The following is a 16,369-nucleotide window of genomic DNA, read 5'->3' as shown; positions in this document are numbered from 1 at the left end:
ACTCCGGCGGCGGCAAGCCTCGATCGGAAGAGCCCTCGCGAATCGCGTGCAGCCAGGAGCGCCCGGGCACGGGTGCCGGTGCGGCGGTCGTCAGTGGTCGCGGCGCACGGGTGCGTCGGCCAGCACGACGCCCGCCGCGGTGCGCGCCGGGTGGTCCGCGCGAGAGATCAGGCCGTCCAGGACGCGGGTGCGACCGGCCTCGATCTGCTCCACCGCGATGGCGCGGGCGCCCGCGGCGTCCCGCGCGAGCAACGCGTCGAGCAGCGCGTGGTGCTCGTGCACCAGCTCCGCGGCGCTGTCGCGGTGGGCGAGGCTGATGACGAGCAGTCGCTGCATCTCCTCCAGCAGCACCCGCAACGTGCCTGCCAGGCGCTCGTTGCCGCTGGCACGCGCGATGCGGACGTGGAACTCCCTGTTGTCCTGCAGGAACTGTTCATAGCTCGCCGGGTCGCCATGCACGTAGGTCTGGTGTGCCAGCGGGTGCAGTGCCGCGAGCTCCTCCTCGGGTGCGCGCCGCGCGGCCAGTTCCACCGCGGCGGGCTCCAGCAGCAAGCGCATCTCGAACAGGTCGCGTACACCGGAGAGCGTGATGGGGGCGACGCGGTAGCCCTGCCGCGGCCGTACCTCGACGAAGCCGTCCTGCACCAGCCTGCGCAGCGCTTCCCGCACCGGCGAGCGGCCGAACCCCGTCGAGGCGGTGAGGGCGACCTCGCGCAGCTCCTCCCCCGGAGCCAGCGCGCTGGTCAGGATGAGGTGCTTGAGGTGCCGGTAGGCGCTTTCGGTCGCGCTCCGCGGCGCGCCCGCCTCCGCGGTCGTCACGAGCCGTCCGTCTCGCTCGCCGGGCCGGACCACGCACCCTGCCGGGCACGGTAGGCAGCCCGGGCCGCCGGGCCTGCGTGATGGCCGGACAGCTCGTGCAGGTCGTGCGGTCGCTCGCCGTCGACGACGGGATGCAGGTGCACCACCACGGCCTCCAGGTGCGGCGTGGCGTGCAGCAGCTCGTGTTCCACCCGGTCCGCCACCCGGTGCCCCTCCAGGACGGTGAGCTCGCCGGGCACGGCGATGTCGGCGTCACCCTCCAGCCGGTGGCCGGACCAGCGCACGCGCAGGCGGTCCACGGCGAGCACGCCGTCGACCGAGGCGGCGGTCGCGGTCATGGCGTCGACGACCCCGGGCTCGACGCCGTCCATCAGGCGCCGGAACACCGTGCGCATCGTGCTGACCAGGATCCCGAGCACCAGCAGACCGATCAGCAGACCGACGATGGCGTCCGCCCTGCCGAAGCCGAGCCACACTCCGAGAACACCGGCGACGACGGCCAGCGAGCTCCAGCCGTCGGCACGCGCGTGCTGCCCCTCGGCGATCAGCGCGGCCGAGCCGATCCGGCGCCCGGTGCGGATACGGTAGGCGGCCACGAGTTCGTTGCCGGCGAAACCGACGAGGCCCGCCGCGAACACCCACGCCAGGTTGGTCAGGGGACGCGGGTTGAGCAGCGCGTCGACCGACTCCCAGAGGATCAGCACCACCGAAGCCGCGATGACGAGCGCGATGAACACGCCCGCCAGGTCCTCGGCCCTGCGGTACCCGTAGCTGTAGCGCTCGGTCGCGGCCCTCCGGCCGAGCCGGAACGCGACGACCAGCGGGATCGTCGTCACCGCGTGCCCGAGGTTGTGCACCGTGTCGGCGAGCAGGGCAACCGACCCGGACAGTGCGACGATCACCAGCTGCAGGGCGGCGGTCACCACCATCCCGCCGAGGCTGATCCAGGCGGCCCGGATGCCCTGGCCGCTCGTCTCCTCCGCCGTCTGAATGGACGCGCCAGGGTCGTGCGAATGCGGCACGACGAGATGCCCGAGCCGGGCCAGCACGCCGCGCCCGTGCCCATGCCCGTGGCCGTGGCCACGGCCCTGCGTGGTGGAACGGTCCGGGACGTGCCCGCTCATCGAGTCGGATCCCCTCCGCGGTGCTCACCGCACGACGTAATGTCCCCCGTGATGTTTCACGAGGGACATTACGGTGGCGGTGGTGCCCGGTCAACCCGAAGCCGCCCGGGTCACAACGCCTGGGACGGCGCCGCGGCCCGAGCCGCGGCCGGTGCACCGCTCTCCGCACCGCCGGTCACCAGCGCCCAGGCGCACCCGGCGAAGCCGATCAGCACGATCCCCCAGGTGACGACCGTCGCGGCGAGCGAGCCGGAAGCCCACGACGGCACCACCGCGACCGGCCCGGCGACCAGGGCGACGCCCGCCCAGCGCGGAGCCGACCGGCCGCGCAGGATGGCGGCACCGAGCAGCACCAACCCGAGCAGACCGGCCACGAATGCCCAGCCGAACACGGCGGACGGGCCGGACGCGGCCGTCTCCAGCAGCCGCAGAGTGGCGTCGACGTCGAGGCCGCTGCTCACCGCGACGTAGGCCAGCTGGCCTGGATCCGCGACGAGCGGAACCGCCACCAGGAAGCCGAGCAGGAGACCGGCCAGCCCGAGCCCGCGAGCCCCGGCGCGGGCGACCCGGGCAACGGCGAGAATCGCCGGGATCCAGACGAGGGTGGCGACCGGGGCCATCCAGGCGTCCAGTGTGAACGCGTCGACGTCGGCGGCGATCGCCGTCACCGTCGCGCGATCGTCGGCGGAGGCCAGCTCCCGGTGCCACAGAAGGCCGAGGATCACCAGTGCGGGCGCGAGGACGGCAGACGCGGCCATCGCGAGGCGCGCGGCGGGCGGCAGGTCCGTCCCGGTGCGCGCATCGAGCGGGGTCCTGGTCATGATGGTCACCTTTCGTCGGAGTTGGACAGGGCGGGCACGGCGGCACCGCGGGCGTAGACAGCGCGGACACGGTGCACTGTGGACAGATCGGTCAGCGGGTCGCCGTCGACGGCGAGCAGGTCGGCGTCGTAGCCGGGCGCGACCCTGCCCTTGCGGTGCGCCAGCCCGAGGACGCTCGCGGCTCGCGAGGTGACCGTCCGCAGTGCCTGGGCCGGCGTCGGCCCGTGTTCGGTCAGCTGGACCACGGCGAACGGCAGCACGTCGTGCGGTTTCGGCGGCGCGATGCCGGCGTCGGTGCCGAGCACCACCGGCGCACCCGCGTCGATCAGCCTGCGCAGGTTCTCCCGCAGCAGCGGCAGGGCGGCCCGCAACGGTGGGGGCACCCGGCTGGCGTCGTTGCCGGCGAAGCCGAGGGTGGCGCCGACGTCGACCCTGCGTTCGGCGATGGCCGCGACCAGATCCTCCGGAGCGGGAACGACCCCGGCCTCACCCTGGAACGAGGCGTGTTCCAGGCCGTCCACCCCCGCCGCGACAGCGTCGGCGATGGCGCCGACGCTGTGCGCGTGCGCGGTGACCGGCAGGCTGAACCGGTGGGCCTGCTCCACAATGGAGCGCAGCTCCGCCGGGGAGAACTGCGGCCGGTGTGCCTGGCTGCCGGGCGTGAGATGCCCGCCGCTGGCCATCACCTTGATGACGTCCACCCCGCGCTCGGCGTGCTCGCGCACCGCCGCGCGGACGCCGTCCACCCCCGAGGCGGCGCCGCCGAGGAAATGGCAGTGCCCGCCGGGGGTGGTGATGGGCGGGCCCGCCGCGACGATCGTCGGCAGCGGGCCGGGGTGCCCGGCCTCCCGGAGCGCGAGCGCGAGATAGTCGCGATCGCCGAGATCCCGCAGCGTGGTGACGCCCGCGGCCAGCGCGACGCGCGCGGCGCGGGCCATCGCGATGAGGACGGCGGCGTCGTCGCGCTCGGCGAGCGCGGCGACCACGTCGGGACCCGCGTCGAAACAGAGGTGCACGTGGGTGTCGATCAGCCCGGGCAGCAGTGTCGCGCCGGGCAGGTCGACGACGTCGGTGTGCTCGGCGACCGGGAAGCGTGCGGCGTGGTCGACGGCCACGATGGTGCTGCCGTCGACGACCACGACCGGGTCCTCGATGAGGGTGGAGCTGACGCCGTCGAAGAGACGGCTCGGGCGCAGCACGGTCAGCCTGCGCCGCTCGGTGGTCAGTGCTGGGGTCACGGTTGTCATGCGGGCAGCGTGCGCGGGCGGCGGTGCCCGCGGCGTCCGTGGGAGTACTCAGTGCCGGTACTCATTCCGGCGGCGCCGCCTCACGCGCACCGTGCGTGAGTACCGGCGCTGAGTAGTTCGCCGGATTCGCTGACCGGCCGGACCGGCGACGCTTCGCGATGCCGACGTTCGCCCGCTCCGTGAGGAGATCGCCATGACCCGCCCGCCCTGGTACGAGGTGTACTCCGCCGCCTGCCTGTCCCTGCTGTGGGTCGGCTTCTGGCCGCCCGCCGTGTCGTTGCTCCGGCACCGGGCGCCCGTTCCCGAGAACGGCGAGCCCAGTCGCGTGGAGGTCACAAAACCCGCATTCCGGAATAGAGTGATCGGGAACGGCGGCGCATGGGGCGCCGCCGACGGCCCTGAGGCGGCCTCCGACGCGGCACGACGCCACCACCCTCGTCGGGCGCGAGCAGGAATGTGACCTGCTCCGCGCCCGGCTGGACGCCGCCCATGCCGGGCACGGTCAGGTGGTCCTGGTGGCGGGCGAGCCGGGCATCGGCAAGACCCGGCTCGCCGAGGAGGCCGCCCGGATGGCCGGCTCCCTCGGCATGGCCTGCGCGTGGGGACGCGCCGTCGACGACGACGGCAGCCCGCCGTTCTGGCCGTTCCGGCTGATCGTCCGTGCGCTGGCGGCGGGCTCCGCCGATCCGTGGCCGCAGCCTCCGCCGACGGAGCATCTGCCTGCCGAGATCAAGGCGCAGGAACGGTTCCTGTTGTTCGAGGCGGTCACCGTGCACCTGACGACCACCGCCGCCGGCACGGGGCTGCTCGTGGTGCTGGACGACCTACAGTGGGCGGACGCGTCGTCGCTGCGGCTGCTGGTGCATCTGGTCCGCGCGATCGACACCGCCAGGATCGCGATGGTCGTCACCTATCGCGACACCGAGATCGGGCACCGGCAGGCGGTGAAGCAGGCACTCGGCGAGCTGGCACGCGAGTCGCCGGTCACCCGCCTGCGGCTGGTCGGCCTGACCGAGACGCAAGTGGCCGCGCAGCTTGCCGCGGCGACGGGAGCGCCCCTGCCCGGGGACGTGGTGGCCACGGTGAGCAGGCGCAGCCAGGGCAACCCGTTCTTCGTCGGCGAGCTGGCCGGTGTGCTGCGCGGGGAGGGCGGAGGGCAGGACCCGGCCCTGGCGCTGCCGGACGGTGTCCGGGACGCGGTGCGCGCGCGGCTCGCGCGACTCGGCGCGGGTACGCGGCCGGTGGTGGATGCCGCCGCGGTCCTCGGCTCGGCCGCCGACGTGGCGGGGCTCGCGCACGTCGCGGACATGGACCACGCTGGTGTGCTCGCCGCACTGGACGACGCGGCGGCCGTGGGCGTGCTGCGGGCCGACGGCACGGAGTTCGCGCACGACCTGGTGCGGGAGGCGGCCAGGGCCGACGTGGCCCGCGCGGTCCGGCTGGACGCGCACCGCAGGCTGGCGGAGTACCTGCAGCGGCAGCCGGACGCCGAGGCGCGCGCCGCCGAGCTGGCGCACCACTGGCTGGAGTCGCTGCCGCTCGGCGACGCCGGGCAGGCGGCGGCGTGGGCGGAGCGCGCGGGGCGCGCGGCGTCGGCCCAGTGCGCCTGGGAGGAGGCGGCCGGGATGTTCGGCCGGGCGGCGGCGGTGACCGGCGACCCGGCCCAGCGCTGCGAACTGCACATCGCCCGTGCCGCCGCGCACCTGCACGCCTATCAGATGAGTCACGCCCGCGACGCCGTGCTGGAGGCGGTCGGCCTTGCCCGCGGTCTCGGGGACGGCCCGTTGCTGGCGCGTGCGGTGCTCGTGCTGGAGGGCATGAACGACCTGACCTGGGTCCCCGAGGAACGCGTGCTGTGCGAGGAGGCCCTTGCGCTGTTGCCGGAGGAGGACTCGAGCCTGCGCGCCCGGCTGCTGGCTCAGCTGTCGGTGGACATCCTGATGTCGGCGTACGTGCTGCCCGGCGCTTCCGAACGATCGGAGGGCCTGTCCAGGGCCGCACTGGCCATGGCCGAACGCCTCGGCGACCGCGTCGCGCTGCGCAGCGCGCTCAACGCGCGCCAGATCGCCTGCTGCGGCCCGGACGGCGTCCGCGAGCGGCTCGCGCTCGGCGACCGCTTCGTCACGCAGGGGGCCGCCGACAACGACGACATGGCTGAGATGTGGGGCCGGCTGTGGCGGTTCGACGCGCTGATGCAGCTGGGTGACCTGGACGGCGCCGAACGCGAGCTCGGCCCGCTGGCCTCGGTCGTGCGGCGGCTGCGGCTCCCGCTGGCGGCGTGGCACCTGGCCTGCACCCAGGGAGCGCTCGCCCTGGCCCGCGGCCGGCTCGACACCGCGCGGTCACACATCGACCACGCGCTCGCGCTCGCCCGGCGCGGCGGTCACCTCGGCGGGCTGCTGCCGTCCCAGGGAGCGCTTGCGGTGCTGGGCATGCTGACCGGGTTCGCCGACGACGAGCAGGCTCACCCGCTCAGCGGCTGGGAGCACGTTCCGACGCTGCACGGCATGCTGGCGCTGGTGCACTGGTATGCCGGGCGCGAGGACGACGCGCGACGCGAGTACGCCCTGGCCCCCGACGTCGACAGGTTGCCCGGTTTCCTCCTCATGTCGGCCGTGGCCGGGTCGATCGAGCTCGCCGACGCCTTCGGCGACCGCGCCATGCTGGAGGCCGCCTACGACGCGCTCGCGCCCTACGCCGACCTGTTCTGCTGCGGCGGCGCGGGGGTGATCGCCCCGACGGGGTCCGCGCACGGCGCGCTCGGCGTCGCGGCCTCGGCGCTGGGCCGGGCCGACGACGCGGTGCGGCACCTGCGGAAGGCGATCGAGGTCAACGACCGCGTGGGCGCGCCGCCGTTCGCCGCCATCGCCCGGTTCGATCTCGCGAGGGCGCTCGCCCGGCGGCGCCGCCCCGGCGACCGGGACGAGGCCGCGGCGCTGGCGCGGCAGGCCGCCGCGACCGCACGGCAGCTGGGGATGGCCCCGCTGCTGGGCCGCGCCGAGCAGCTGACCCGGACGCTGGCCGGCGACGTCCCCGGTCCGCTCACCCGCAGGGAACGGCAGATCGCGGCGCTCGTCGCCGACGGGCTCACCAACCGGCAGATCGGGGCCGCCGTGCACATCTCCGAACGCACGGCGGAAAACCACGTGCAGCACATCCTCACCAAGCTGGGGTTCACCACCCGCGCGCAGATCGCGGCGTGGGCCGTCCGCGACCGCGACGCCGACTGAACACAGGCCGGCCGCGTCGATTCGGCGCCTCCGTGTTCGTCGTATCTGTAGGCGGGCCGTCGCTCGAGGCCGTCCGCGCACGACCATCGAAGGGACCCGGCCATGACCGACGACTCCGAGGCCGGCCCCGGCCTGCCCACCGAGCCCCCGACCGACGACGGCGAGCGGTTGCGCCTGCTCCTCACGTGCTGCCATCCGGCGCTCACGCGTGACGCCAGGGTGGCGCTGACGCTGCGGTTGCTGTGCGGCCTTTCCACGCCGGAGGTGGCGCACGTGCTGCTGGTGCCCGAGCCGGTCCTGGCCGCGCGGATCGCCGACGCGACGCGGTGGACCGGCACCGCCGCGATGCCGCTGCCCATGCCGCCGGAGGCCGAACTCCCGGAACACGTCGGCGCGGCCACGGAGGTCCTGCACCACGTGTTCACCACCGGCCACGTCGCACCCGCCGGGGACACCCTGATCCGCGAGGATCTGGTGGACAGCGCCATCGACCTGACCCGCCTGCTGCACCGGCTGCTGCCCCGCCAAGGCGAGGTGACCGGCCTGCTGGCGCTGATGCTGCTGACCGATGCCCGCCGCGAGGCGCGGCTGTCGCCAACCGGCGAGGTGGTGTCGCTGGCCGAGCAGGACCGGTCACGATGGGACGGCAGGCGGATCGCGGAAGGCATGGCGCTGCTGGCCGAGTCGCTGCGGCAGAACCCGACGGGCTACGCCGTGCAGGCCGGGATCGCCGCCGTGCACGCCGAGGCGGCCAGCTGGGAGGACACCGACTGGGCCGAGATCGCGGCGCTCTACGACGTGCTGCACGGCCTGTCGCCGTCGCCGGTGGTGGAGCTCAACCGCGCGGTCGCCATCGGCTTCCGGGACGGCCCTCAGGCGGGTCTTGCCGCCCTCGCGCCGCTGCTCGACGCTCCCGCGCTGGCGACGTATCCCTATCTCAGCGCGGCTCGCGCCGACTTCCTGCGCAGGCTCGGCCGCAGGGACGAGGCGGCCACGGCGTACGAGGAGGCGCTGGCGATGACGGGCAACGAGGTGGAGCGCGCATTCCTCGCCAGGCGGCTCGACGAGGTGCGCCCCCACCCGCGCTGAACCGGCACAGGGGCGAACGACTCTGGTCACCCCGCCGCCGCGGGCGCACGCTGGCGGCGGCGCCGAGACCCCCCGCTCGGCCGCCAGCTGGTGGGCCGGCGCCCGGCGCCGGCCCACCAGCCGTGACGGTGACCGCGCCGAGGGCGGACAGGTGGGCTTGATCGCGGCCCGTGCCGCGGTGGCTGCGCCGGGTGATACGGCGCAGACGGGACCGCTAGCGCCGCCACACCTGGGAGTGGTCCAGACCTTGTGCTGCTCTTGTGGTCTAGACCATAATCGACGCGACCGGACCCTCCCCTGCGACCCCTGCGAGGACGCCGATGTCCAGACGCCGACACCGCTTCCTGCCCCTGCTGTTCGCACTCCTGGCGGCCACACTCGGCCTCGCCGTGGCCCCGGCCTCCGCCGCGGCGGCCCCCACCGCCACGTTCACCGTCGTGTCCGACTGGGGCACCGGCTTCGAAGGCAAGGTCACCGTCACCAACGGTGGCACCAGCACGTTGTCCGACTGGGCGGTCGAGTTCGACCTGCCCGCCGGGCACTCCATCACCAGCTCCTGGGACGCCCAGCGCAGCGGCGACGGCCGGCACTACGTGTTCCGTAACCCCGGCTGGGCATCGTCACTCGCGCCCGGTGCCAGCGCGTCATTCGGTTTCAACGGCAGCCCTGGCGGGCTCACCGGAATCCAGAACTGCACGCTCAACGGCAACCCGTGCGACGGCGGCTCCGGGGAGCCGGGTGACCCCGGCGATCCCGGTGACCCGGGAACGCCCGTCGACGGGCGGGGCGCGCCCTACCTCTATCTCGGCTGGGGCAATCCCCCGTCGCCTGCGACGGTCATGAACGCCACCGGCGTCCGCTGGTTCACGATGGCGTTCGTGCTCTCCAGCGGCGGCTGCAACCCCGCCTGGGACGGCACCCGCCCGCTGCTCGGCGGTGTCGACGCGCAGGCCATCGCGCAGATCCGTGCGGCAGGCGGCGACATCGTGCCGTCCTTCGGCGGCTGGAGCGGCAACAAGCTCGGCCCCAACTGCGCCACCGCCGAGGCGCTGGCCGCTGCCTACCAGCAGGTCATCGACGCCTACGACCTCAAGGCCATCGACATCGACATCGAGAACACCGACGAGTTCGAGAACGAGGTCGTCCAGGACCGCATTCTCAACGCGCTGAAGATCGTCGAGCGGGACAACCCCGGCATCGAAACGATCATCACGTTCGGCACCACGACGACCGGTCCCAACTGGTGGGGCAACCGGCTGATCGAACGGGCACACGCCCTCGACGCGGGCATCGACGTCTTCACGATCATGCCGTTCAACTTCGGCGGCAGCGACATGTACGCGAGCACGGTGAGCGCGGCCGAGGGCCTCAAGGCCAAGCTGGCGGCCACGTTCGGCTGGTCCGAGAGCACCGCGTACGCGCACGTCGGCATCTCCGGCATGAACGGCCTTTCCGACCAGCGAGAGGTCACCGACGTGTCCACCTGGACGCGCATCCGCGACTGGGCGAGCTCGCACGGCATCGGCAGGCTCGCCTTCTGGTCGGTCAACCGCGACCGCGGCTGCGCCGGTGGCGGTGTCGCGGCGCACTGCAGCGGCATCGCCCAGCCCGACTGGGAGTTCACCCGGATCACGGCCGGGTTCTGACCACTCCCGTCCCACGCCGAAGTCAGGCGCCGGCCGGGGAGTCCTCCGGTCGGCGCCTCCCACGGTGTGCGCGGCCGCTGACGAGGCCACGCAGCGACGCCGGCATCGCGCGCACCGACGGACCGCCGGCGAAGCACCAGATGGCGATCACCGGGTCGCAGATCGCGCAGCCGAGCGACGAGTGCTCGGCGAACGGGACGATCGGGTTGCCGTTGAGGTGATGGACGACGTCCCACGCGGTGTGCAGCAGCCAGGCGATGCCGATGTAGGTCCAGGAGTCGAGCCCGCGGTACGCGACGTAGGTCAGCACGGCGGTGAAGGCGAACTCCCAGGGCCCGAGGCCACCGCCGCTGAGGTAGGCGGCGCCGGCGCCGGCGACCACGACCGCGTTGACGCGGCGGCGATGCCGCTCGGGGAGCAACGAGTTCGCCGCGACGTACGCGGCACCGATGAGCAGCGCGAGAACGATCATGGACCGACCCTAGAGCGCCGCCACTACGTCGAGTAGTAGCTCGCTCGCCAGTTCTCCACGGATTCTCGCCATGGAGCGAGGACCGGCGTCACCCACCGGCGACGGTGGCCACGCAGGCGGGCACGCCGAGCTGGTCCAGTGGCGTGCTCAGCACCGCACCGTCGCTGTCGCCGGGATCGTCCAGGCCGATCCTGGCCGAGGTGACCACCAGCCGGTCACCGGTCAGGCAGACGCTGGTCGGCTGGACGGCCGGCACCGGGACCACCCGGTCCAGCGTTCCGTCGGGCGCGAACCGGCACACCCTTCCGGCGCCCCACACGGCCGACCACAGGAAGCCCTCGGCATCAACGGTCATCCCGTCCGGGCTTCCACTGCTCAGCGTGGCGAACTCGGTGGGCCCGCCGAGCTCGCCCGTGTCCTCGTCCACGGCATAGCGGTGGATCACCCCGCGGGCACTGTCGGCGAGATACATCGTCGCGCCGTCCGCGGAGAACGCGGGCCCGTTGGGGACGGTGAGCCCCTCCAGCGCCCTGTGCAGGCTCCCGTCCGCATCGAGGCGATACAGCGAGCCCGCGCCCGGGGCTCCGTCATAAGCCATCGACCCCGCCCAGAACCGCCCGTGCGGATCGGCCACCGCGTCGTTCATCCGCATCCGGAACGCGGCGCCCTCCTCCGGCCTCGCGATCCACCGCAGCCGGCCGTCGTCGCCGAGCACACCGACGCCAGTGCCTGCCGCCGCGATCCAGCCGCCGCCGGCCAGCGGCGCGACCGCGCCGAGCGGCTCGGGCAACTCGGCCACCATCCGGGGAGCGTGGTCGGCGTCGTCCGGCAGCTCGAACAACCGTCCACTGAGGATGTCGACGAAGAGGAGCCGGTGCTGCCAGTACCGCAGGCCCTCGCCCAGCTCGAACCGCTCTCCCGGCCAGGCACTCCAGACCGGGTCCGCATCCGTGGTCACTCCATCCCCTCCTGCTCACCACTCCGCGAACGAGCCGTCGGCGTGCCGCCACAGCGGAGGCCGCCAGCGGTGCGGTTCGCGCGCCGCCTTGCGCACGGCCGTCTCGTCGATCGTCACACCGAGACCGGGCGCCTGCCAGAGTTCGATGACGCCACGCGGAAAGGCGAACGGCGAGCGATCGAGTACGTAGTCGAGCAGCTCCGCGCCGACGTTGTAGTGGATGCCGATGCTCTGCTCCTGGATGAGGAAGTTCGGTGTCGCGAAGGCCACCTGGAGACTGGCCGCCAGTGCCACCGGCCCGAGTGGGCAGTGGGGCGCAAGCAGCGCGTCGAACGTCTCGGCGAGCGCGGCGATCCTGCGCACCTCGGAGATGCCTCCCGCGTGCGAGAGGTCCGGTTGCACGACCGAAACTCCCGCCTGCAACGCCGGCAGGAAGTCGGTCCGCGAATAGAGCCGTTCGCCACACGCGATCGGCACCGGGCTCGCCGACACGACGTCACCGAGGCGATGCGGGAACTCCGGCAGCACCGGCTCCTCGGCGAACAGCGGGTGCAGCGGCGCCAGCTCGGGCAGCACCCTGCGCGCCGCGGCGACACCGAAGCGGCCGTGGAAGTCCACCGCCACGTCCCGGGTGTCACCGATGGCCTCCCGCACGGCGGCAAGCCGGGACACGATGCCGTCGACCTCGGCACGCGTCGGCATGCGACCCAGCTGCCCGGCCGCGTTCATCTTCACCGCTGTCAGCCCGGACTCGACCTGCTCCGCGGCGGCGTCGGCGACCGCCGAGGGCTCGTCACCACCGATCCAGCCGTATACCCGCACCTCGTCCCGCACGGCGCCGCCGAGCAGCTGATGCACCGGAACGTCGAGGGCCTTGCCGAGAATGTCCCACAGCGCCTGGTCCAGACCGGCAACGGCGCTGGACAGCACCGGTCCGCCCCGGTAAAAGGCCGCCTTGGTGAGGACCTGCCATAGATCTTCGACCCGGCGTGGATCCCGCCCCAGCAGCAGATCCGACAGCTCGTCGACCGCGGCCCGGACAGTGTCCGCCCTGCCCTCCACCACCGGCTCTCCCCAGCCGACGATGCCCTCGTCGGTCTCCACCCGGCAGAACAGCCATCGCGGCGGCACCAGGAACGTGTCAACGGAGGTGATCTTCACTCGGTGTGTGTCGCTTTCTCTTCGTCGGTGCCGATGACATCGGCCACGTCATGGGCCGCCTTGTCGAGCAAGGAGGCAACGGCGGCGGCCGCCGCCCGCGGATCGCCATCGCGGACGGCCTCCAGTACGGCGGCGTGGCTGGGCACCGGGTCGTCCGCACTGGCCTCGTGCACGAGCGCGTCCCGCAACCGCAGGGCGGGCTCGATGAACACGTCCATCCTGGCGAGCATCTCGTTGTGCGTGGCGCGCAGGAGCGCGCGGTGCCAGCGCAGGTCGGCCGCCACCTCGGCCTGTGCCCCAGCGCCCACGGCCCCGGCCATGTCCGCCAGTGCCGCGTCCAGCTCGGCGAGATCGGCGTCGTCCCTGCGCAGCGCGGCCATCGACGCCGCGGCCGGTTCGACCACCGAGCGCACCTCCGCGAGGTCGCGCAACACGGCCGCGGTGTCCCCCGCCTCGCTGCGCCACCGGATCACGTCGCTGTCGAGCAGGTTCCAGTGCTCGCGGGCACGCACGTAGGTGCCGCGCTTCTGCCTCGCCTCGACGAGCCCCTTGGCCGCCAGCACCTTCATCGCCTCGCGCAGGGCCGTCATGCTCACGTCCAGGTCGCGCCCGAGTGCGACAAGATCGATCACGTCGCCCTGCGCGATCTCGCCGGACACGATGCGCGCGCCCAGCGTGGCCACGGTCTGCCCGTGCACACCTCGGCCGCTGTAGGCGCTCATAGCCGGGTCCTCCCTCGCTCCCCTGATGTCCTCGTCGTCACGAGGACATCTTGCAGACACTCCAGCCACCATCGACGGTGAGCGCGGCACCGGTGATGAACGAGGCGTCGGGGCCGGCCAGGAACGCGATGGCCGCCGCGACCTCGTCGGGCCGGCCCAACCTTTTCACGGCCGTCTCCTCGGCACTGCGCCGGCGGTCGGCCTCGCCGATGCCGTCCCACGCCGCCGTGAGCACGGGCCCTGGCAGTACGGCGTTGACCCGTAATCTCGTGCCGTACTCCACAGCGAGCTGACGGGCCAGTCCGGTCAGGCCGGCCTTGCTCGCGGCGTAGGCCGGCCTGCCGGGCAGCCCGAAGAGCGCGTGTACGGACGAGGTGAGCACCACCGAACCCGTGCCGTCGCGGGACAGATCCGGTAGGCAGGCGCGGAAACCGAGAAAGGTTCCGGTGAGGTTCACCGACAGCTGCCGCTGCCACGACTCCAGGCTCGTCTCGTGCGCGGGCAGCACGTCCACGGTGTAGGCGTTGCTCACCAGCACGTCCACCGGTCCCAGCTCGGCACGGCAGCGTCGCAGCACCTCGGCCCAGTCCGGCTCCGAGCCGACGTCGCCGCGCACCGCGACGGCGCTGCCGCCCTCGGCGGTGATCTGTTCGGCTACCGCGTGCGCACCCGCGGCGATGTCGAACACCGCGACGGCGGCACCTTCCGTGGCCAGCCGGCGTGCCGTCGCCGCACCGATGCCCTGCGCGGCGCCGGTGACCAGCGCGACCTTCCCTGCGAGCCTGCCGTTCATCGCTCCACCTCCAGCCGGCGGCGGGCAACGCCGGCCCGATGTCGCTCCCCCGTGTCGTCGAGGAGTTCCAGCACCGGATCCGCGGAGCCGGACACCGGCAGATCCAGCGACACAGGCCTGCCCGCACGCGCCTCGACGGTGGTCCCGCACGTGGCGAGCGTGCCATCGCGGTACGCGACGAACTCGCCCGTCAGCCTGGACGCGTCGATCCGGGGTGGTCGGGCCCAGTGCCCGCACGGCGTGACGTCGTGGACGGGCCCCTCCCCTGGTGTGACGGCACAGTCGAGGCTCAGGGTGGTGCGTTGTCCCGGCGCCAGCGTCGTCAGCCGGCCGAGCACCTCACACTCGACGATGCGCGCGGGTGGGTCGAGATCGCCGAGCGCGGCGAGCGGCGTCGGCAGCGGATGCTCCAGCCAGACCTCGGCGCGCGACCCGGCGTCGGGGTACTCCGCCCCGGCCTCGACGGGGAAGCGCTGGGTCAGCGTCGTGCCGTCGCCGACGTGGGCCAGCCAACCCGTTGCGGCGGGAAAGCCGAGCTTGCCGACGACATCCTGGTGGGGGACGTACACCCGGTCGCCGTCGAGTTCACACCACCGCGGGAACCCGGTGCCGGACAGCAGCGGGTTCACCGACGGCGGACTCGCGAGGTAGGTGCCGCCCGGACCGTCGGCGGCGAGCTGGGTCACGTTCCACAGGGCCCAGCGCACGGTCCGCTCACTCGTGTTGACGGCGGTCAGGCGCAGCCGGTAACCGCATTGGCCGGGCCGCAGCTCGAACCGCCGGGAGAGCCGCAACCCGGTGCGCGGGTCGGCTCCGCTGGTGAGCGTCACGGCGGCCAGATCAGGCGTCTGCTCCGGCTCGGCGGTGTAGGGACCGGAGTCGAGCACCGGATCGGGCGGGCCTGCCCACTGGGCATCGCTGTCCCAGCCCTGCGGCGCGGGCCAGGTCTTGTCGCCGCCGTAGTTGGCCCAGTCGCCGAGGCTTCCCGCGTGGGGCCGTGGCTCGTGACCGGGCCGGGGCGTCAGCTCCGCGGTGAGCAGCCTGTCGTTGCGCCACAGAAGCTCCCGGGCGTCGCCTCCGGACACTCGGCGCAGGGACAGCAGCCTGCCGCCGAGGGCGGGCACGAGACCGAGCCGCAGCACACCGTTGTCCAGCCACAGCACGTCCCCTCCGGTGCGCTCGATCCGCGCCGCCGGGGTCATGGTCCCGGCTCCCCCGGCACCAGCACGACCTTGCCGTCGCTCGCACCCGCCGCCAGTGCGTACGCCTTGTCAGCCTCTGCCAGCGCGAACCGGTCACTGACCACGCTCTCCGGGCGCAGGCCCCAGCGCGCGAGGTTTGTGGCAAGCTCGGCCATCGCGGTCAGCGACGTGACCCAGGACGCGTAGAGGGTGAGCTGTTTGTGCAGCAGAGCATCCGAGACCTCGGTCTCCAGCGTGCCACCCTCGCCGACGAGCGAGACCCGGCCCCACTCCGCGGCACCCGCGATGGCGGTGGCGCGTCCCGCCCGCGAACCGGAGCAGTCGATCGTCGTGGCGGCCCCCGGCGCACGCAGCGCGTCGGCGGCCAGCTTGGCGGTGGACTCCGCGTCCGGACCGGGTTCGAGGGTCGCGTCGAAGACGCCCAGCCCGGCTGCCCACTCCCGGCGCTGCGCGGACGGCTCGACACCCACCACCCTGCGGGCGCCCATCCCCTTTCCGATCATTCCCGCCGCGAGCCCGACCGGGCCGAGACCGACCACGAGCAGGTCGCCGTCACCGCTGACCGCGATCCGGCGCAGGCCCTCGTAGGCGGTGCCGAACCCACAGGCGATGAGTGCACCATCTACAAAGGACAGTTCATCGGGGAGAGCGACGCAGGTGGATTCCTCGGCGAGCAGGTAGTTCGCGTGCCCGCCGTCGCGCTGCCAGCCGTAGGCCTGCCGCTGTGCGGCGCCACAACTGATGAAGTAGCCGCGACGGCAGTTGTCGCACAGCCCGCACCCGGCGATGTGGTAGACGATCACCCGGTCGCCGATGCCGAATCGACGACAGCCCGGTCCTGCCGCGACGATCCGGCCTGCCGGCTCGTGGCCGGCCACCACACCCCGGTAGGCGGGTCCTTCGACACCACGATGCCCCTTGTGCTCGTGGTAGATGTAGCCGATGTCGGATCCGCAGATGCCGGAGGCGCCGACCTCGATGAGCACCTGGCCCGCGCCGGGCGCCGGTATCGGTAGCTCGCGCAGCACCGCGGTCGAGTCGCCGGGCAGGTACACCCCCCGCATCATCTCGCCACTCAACCCGTT

Annotated in this window: 14 protein-coding genes; 3 read left to right on the top strand and 11 right to left on the bottom strand. The window is 73.3% G+C overall.

The window, feature by feature from the left end; translation table 11 throughout:
* Nucleotides 1-90 precede the first annotated feature (90 nt).
* The 4 genes from BAY60_RS14115 to BAY60_RS14100 all read right to left on the bottom strand — a co-directional run bounded on the left by BAY60_RS14115 (nucleotide 91) and on the right by BAY60_RS14100 (nucleotide 4,011).
* Nucleotides 91-819 (bottom strand): GntR family transcriptional regulator, encoded by a 729-nt coding sequence (locus tag BAY60_RS14115; RefSeq protein ID WP_112282379.1) that lies wholly within the window; start codon nucleotides 817-819, stop codon nucleotides 91-93.
* Nucleotides 816-1,943, bottom strand: coding sequence for a cation diffusion facilitator family transporter (locus tag BAY60_RS14110; protein ID WP_112281390.1), 1,128 nt, complete (start codon nucleotides 1,941-1,943; stop codon nucleotides 816-818). Before BAY60_RS14110 ends, BAY60_RS14115 begins: the two co-directional genes overlap by 4 nt.
* A gap of 110 nt (nucleotides 1,944-2,053) precedes the next feature.
* Nucleotides 2,054-2,764, bottom strand: coding sequence for a hypothetical protein (locus BAY60_RS14105; protein ID WP_146771006.1), 711 nt, complete (start codon nucleotides 2,762-2,764; stop codon nucleotides 2,054-2,056).
* A gap of 5 nt (nucleotides 2,765-2,769) precedes the next feature.
* The gene (locus tag BAY60_RS14100; protein WP_112281388.1) at nucleotides 2,770-4,011 is read right to left on the bottom strand and encodes an amidohydrolase family protein; all 1,242 of its coding nucleotides are present in this window, start codon (nucleotides 4,009-4,011) and stop codon (nucleotides 2,770-2,772) included.
* Between the two features lie 398 nt (nucleotides 4,012-4,409).
* Here BAY60_RS14100 and BAY60_RS14095 point away from each other — a divergent pair, with 398 nt between their 5' ends.
* From BAY60_RS14095 to BAY60_RS14085, 3 genes are all read left to right on the top strand, one after another.
* Nucleotides 4,410-7,241 carry an ATP-binding protein gene (locus BAY60_RS14095; protein WP_281272736.1) on the top strand — a complete coding sequence of 944 codons (2,832 nt, stop codon included), beginning with the start codon at nucleotides 4,410-4,412 and terminating at the stop codon, nucleotides 7,239-7,241.
* A gap of 102 nt (nucleotides 7,242-7,343) precedes the next feature.
* Nucleotides 7,344-8,330 carry an RNA polymerase sigma factor gene (locus BAY60_RS14090; RefSeq protein WP_112281386.1) on the top strand — a complete coding sequence of 329 codons (987 nt, stop codon included), beginning with the start codon at nucleotides 7,344-7,346 and terminating at the stop codon, nucleotides 8,328-8,330.
* Between the two features lie 320 nt (nucleotides 8,331-8,650).
* A complete protein-coding gene (locus BAY60_RS14085; RefSeq protein ID WP_112281385.1) occupies nucleotides 8,651-9,976 on the top strand; it encodes a cellulose binding domain-containing protein in 1,326 nt (441 codons plus the stop codon).
* Nucleotides 9,977-9,998: 22 nt separating this feature from the next.
* Here BAY60_RS14085 and BAY60_RS14080 read toward each other — a convergent pair whose 3' ends face one another.
* From BAY60_RS14080 to BAY60_RS14050, 7 genes are all read right to left on the bottom strand, one after another.
* Complete coding sequence (locus tag BAY60_RS14080; RefSeq protein ID WP_112281384.1) at nucleotides 9,999-10,448, bottom strand: DUF6010 family protein; 450 nt, start codon at nucleotides 10,446-10,448, stop codon at nucleotides 9,999-10,001.
* Between the two features lie 88 nt (nucleotides 10,449-10,536).
* On the bottom strand, nucleotides 10,537-11,406 hold the full coding sequence (locus tag BAY60_RS14075) for an SMP-30/gluconolactonase/LRE family protein (RefSeq protein ID WP_112281383.1): 870 nt from the start codon (nucleotides 11,404-11,406) through the stop codon (nucleotides 10,537-10,539).
* A 15-nt stretch (nucleotides 11,407-11,421) separates the two neighbouring features.
* Complete coding sequence (gene dgoD / locus BAY60_RS14070; RefSeq protein WP_112281382.1) at nucleotides 11,422-12,567, bottom strand: galactonate dehydratase; 1,146 nt, start codon at nucleotides 12,565-12,567, stop codon at nucleotides 11,422-11,424.
* Nucleotides 12,564-13,289 carry a FadR/GntR family transcriptional regulator gene (locus BAY60_RS14065; protein WP_112281381.1) on the bottom strand — a complete coding sequence of 242 codons (726 nt, stop codon included), beginning with the start codon at nucleotides 13,287-13,289 and terminating at the stop codon, nucleotides 12,564-12,566. Before BAY60_RS14065 ends, dgoD begins: the two co-directional genes overlap by 4 nt.
* Nucleotides 13,290-13,326: 37 nt before the next feature.
* Nucleotides 13,327-14,082 (bottom strand): SDR family NAD(P)-dependent oxidoreductase, encoded by a 756-nt coding sequence (locus BAY60_RS14060; protein WP_112281380.1) that lies wholly within the window; start codon nucleotides 14,080-14,082, stop codon nucleotides 13,327-13,329.
* A complete protein-coding gene (locus BAY60_RS14055; RefSeq protein ID WP_112281379.1) occupies nucleotides 14,079-15,284 on the bottom strand; it encodes a DUF4380 domain-containing protein in 1,206 nt (401 codons plus the stop codon). Before BAY60_RS14055 ends, BAY60_RS14060 begins: the two co-directional genes overlap by 4 nt.
* Nucleotides 15,281-16,363 (bottom strand): zinc-dependent alcohol dehydrogenase family protein, encoded by a 1,083-nt coding sequence (locus BAY60_RS14050; RefSeq protein WP_245992491.1) that lies wholly within the window; start codon nucleotides 16,361-16,363, stop codon nucleotides 15,281-15,283. Before BAY60_RS14050 ends, BAY60_RS14055 begins: the two co-directional genes overlap by 4 nt.
* Between the last annotated feature and the right edge of the window lie 6 nt (nucleotides 16,364-16,369).

Source organism: Prauserella muralis, from assembly GCF_003202285.1.
Lineage (GTDB): Bacteria > Actinomycetota > Actinomycetes > Mycobacteriales > Pseudonocardiaceae > Prauserella_B > Prauserella_B muralis.
The sequence above is the reverse complement of the archived record's forward strand: the minus strand, read 5'-3'. Positions and strand labels throughout refer to the sequence as shown.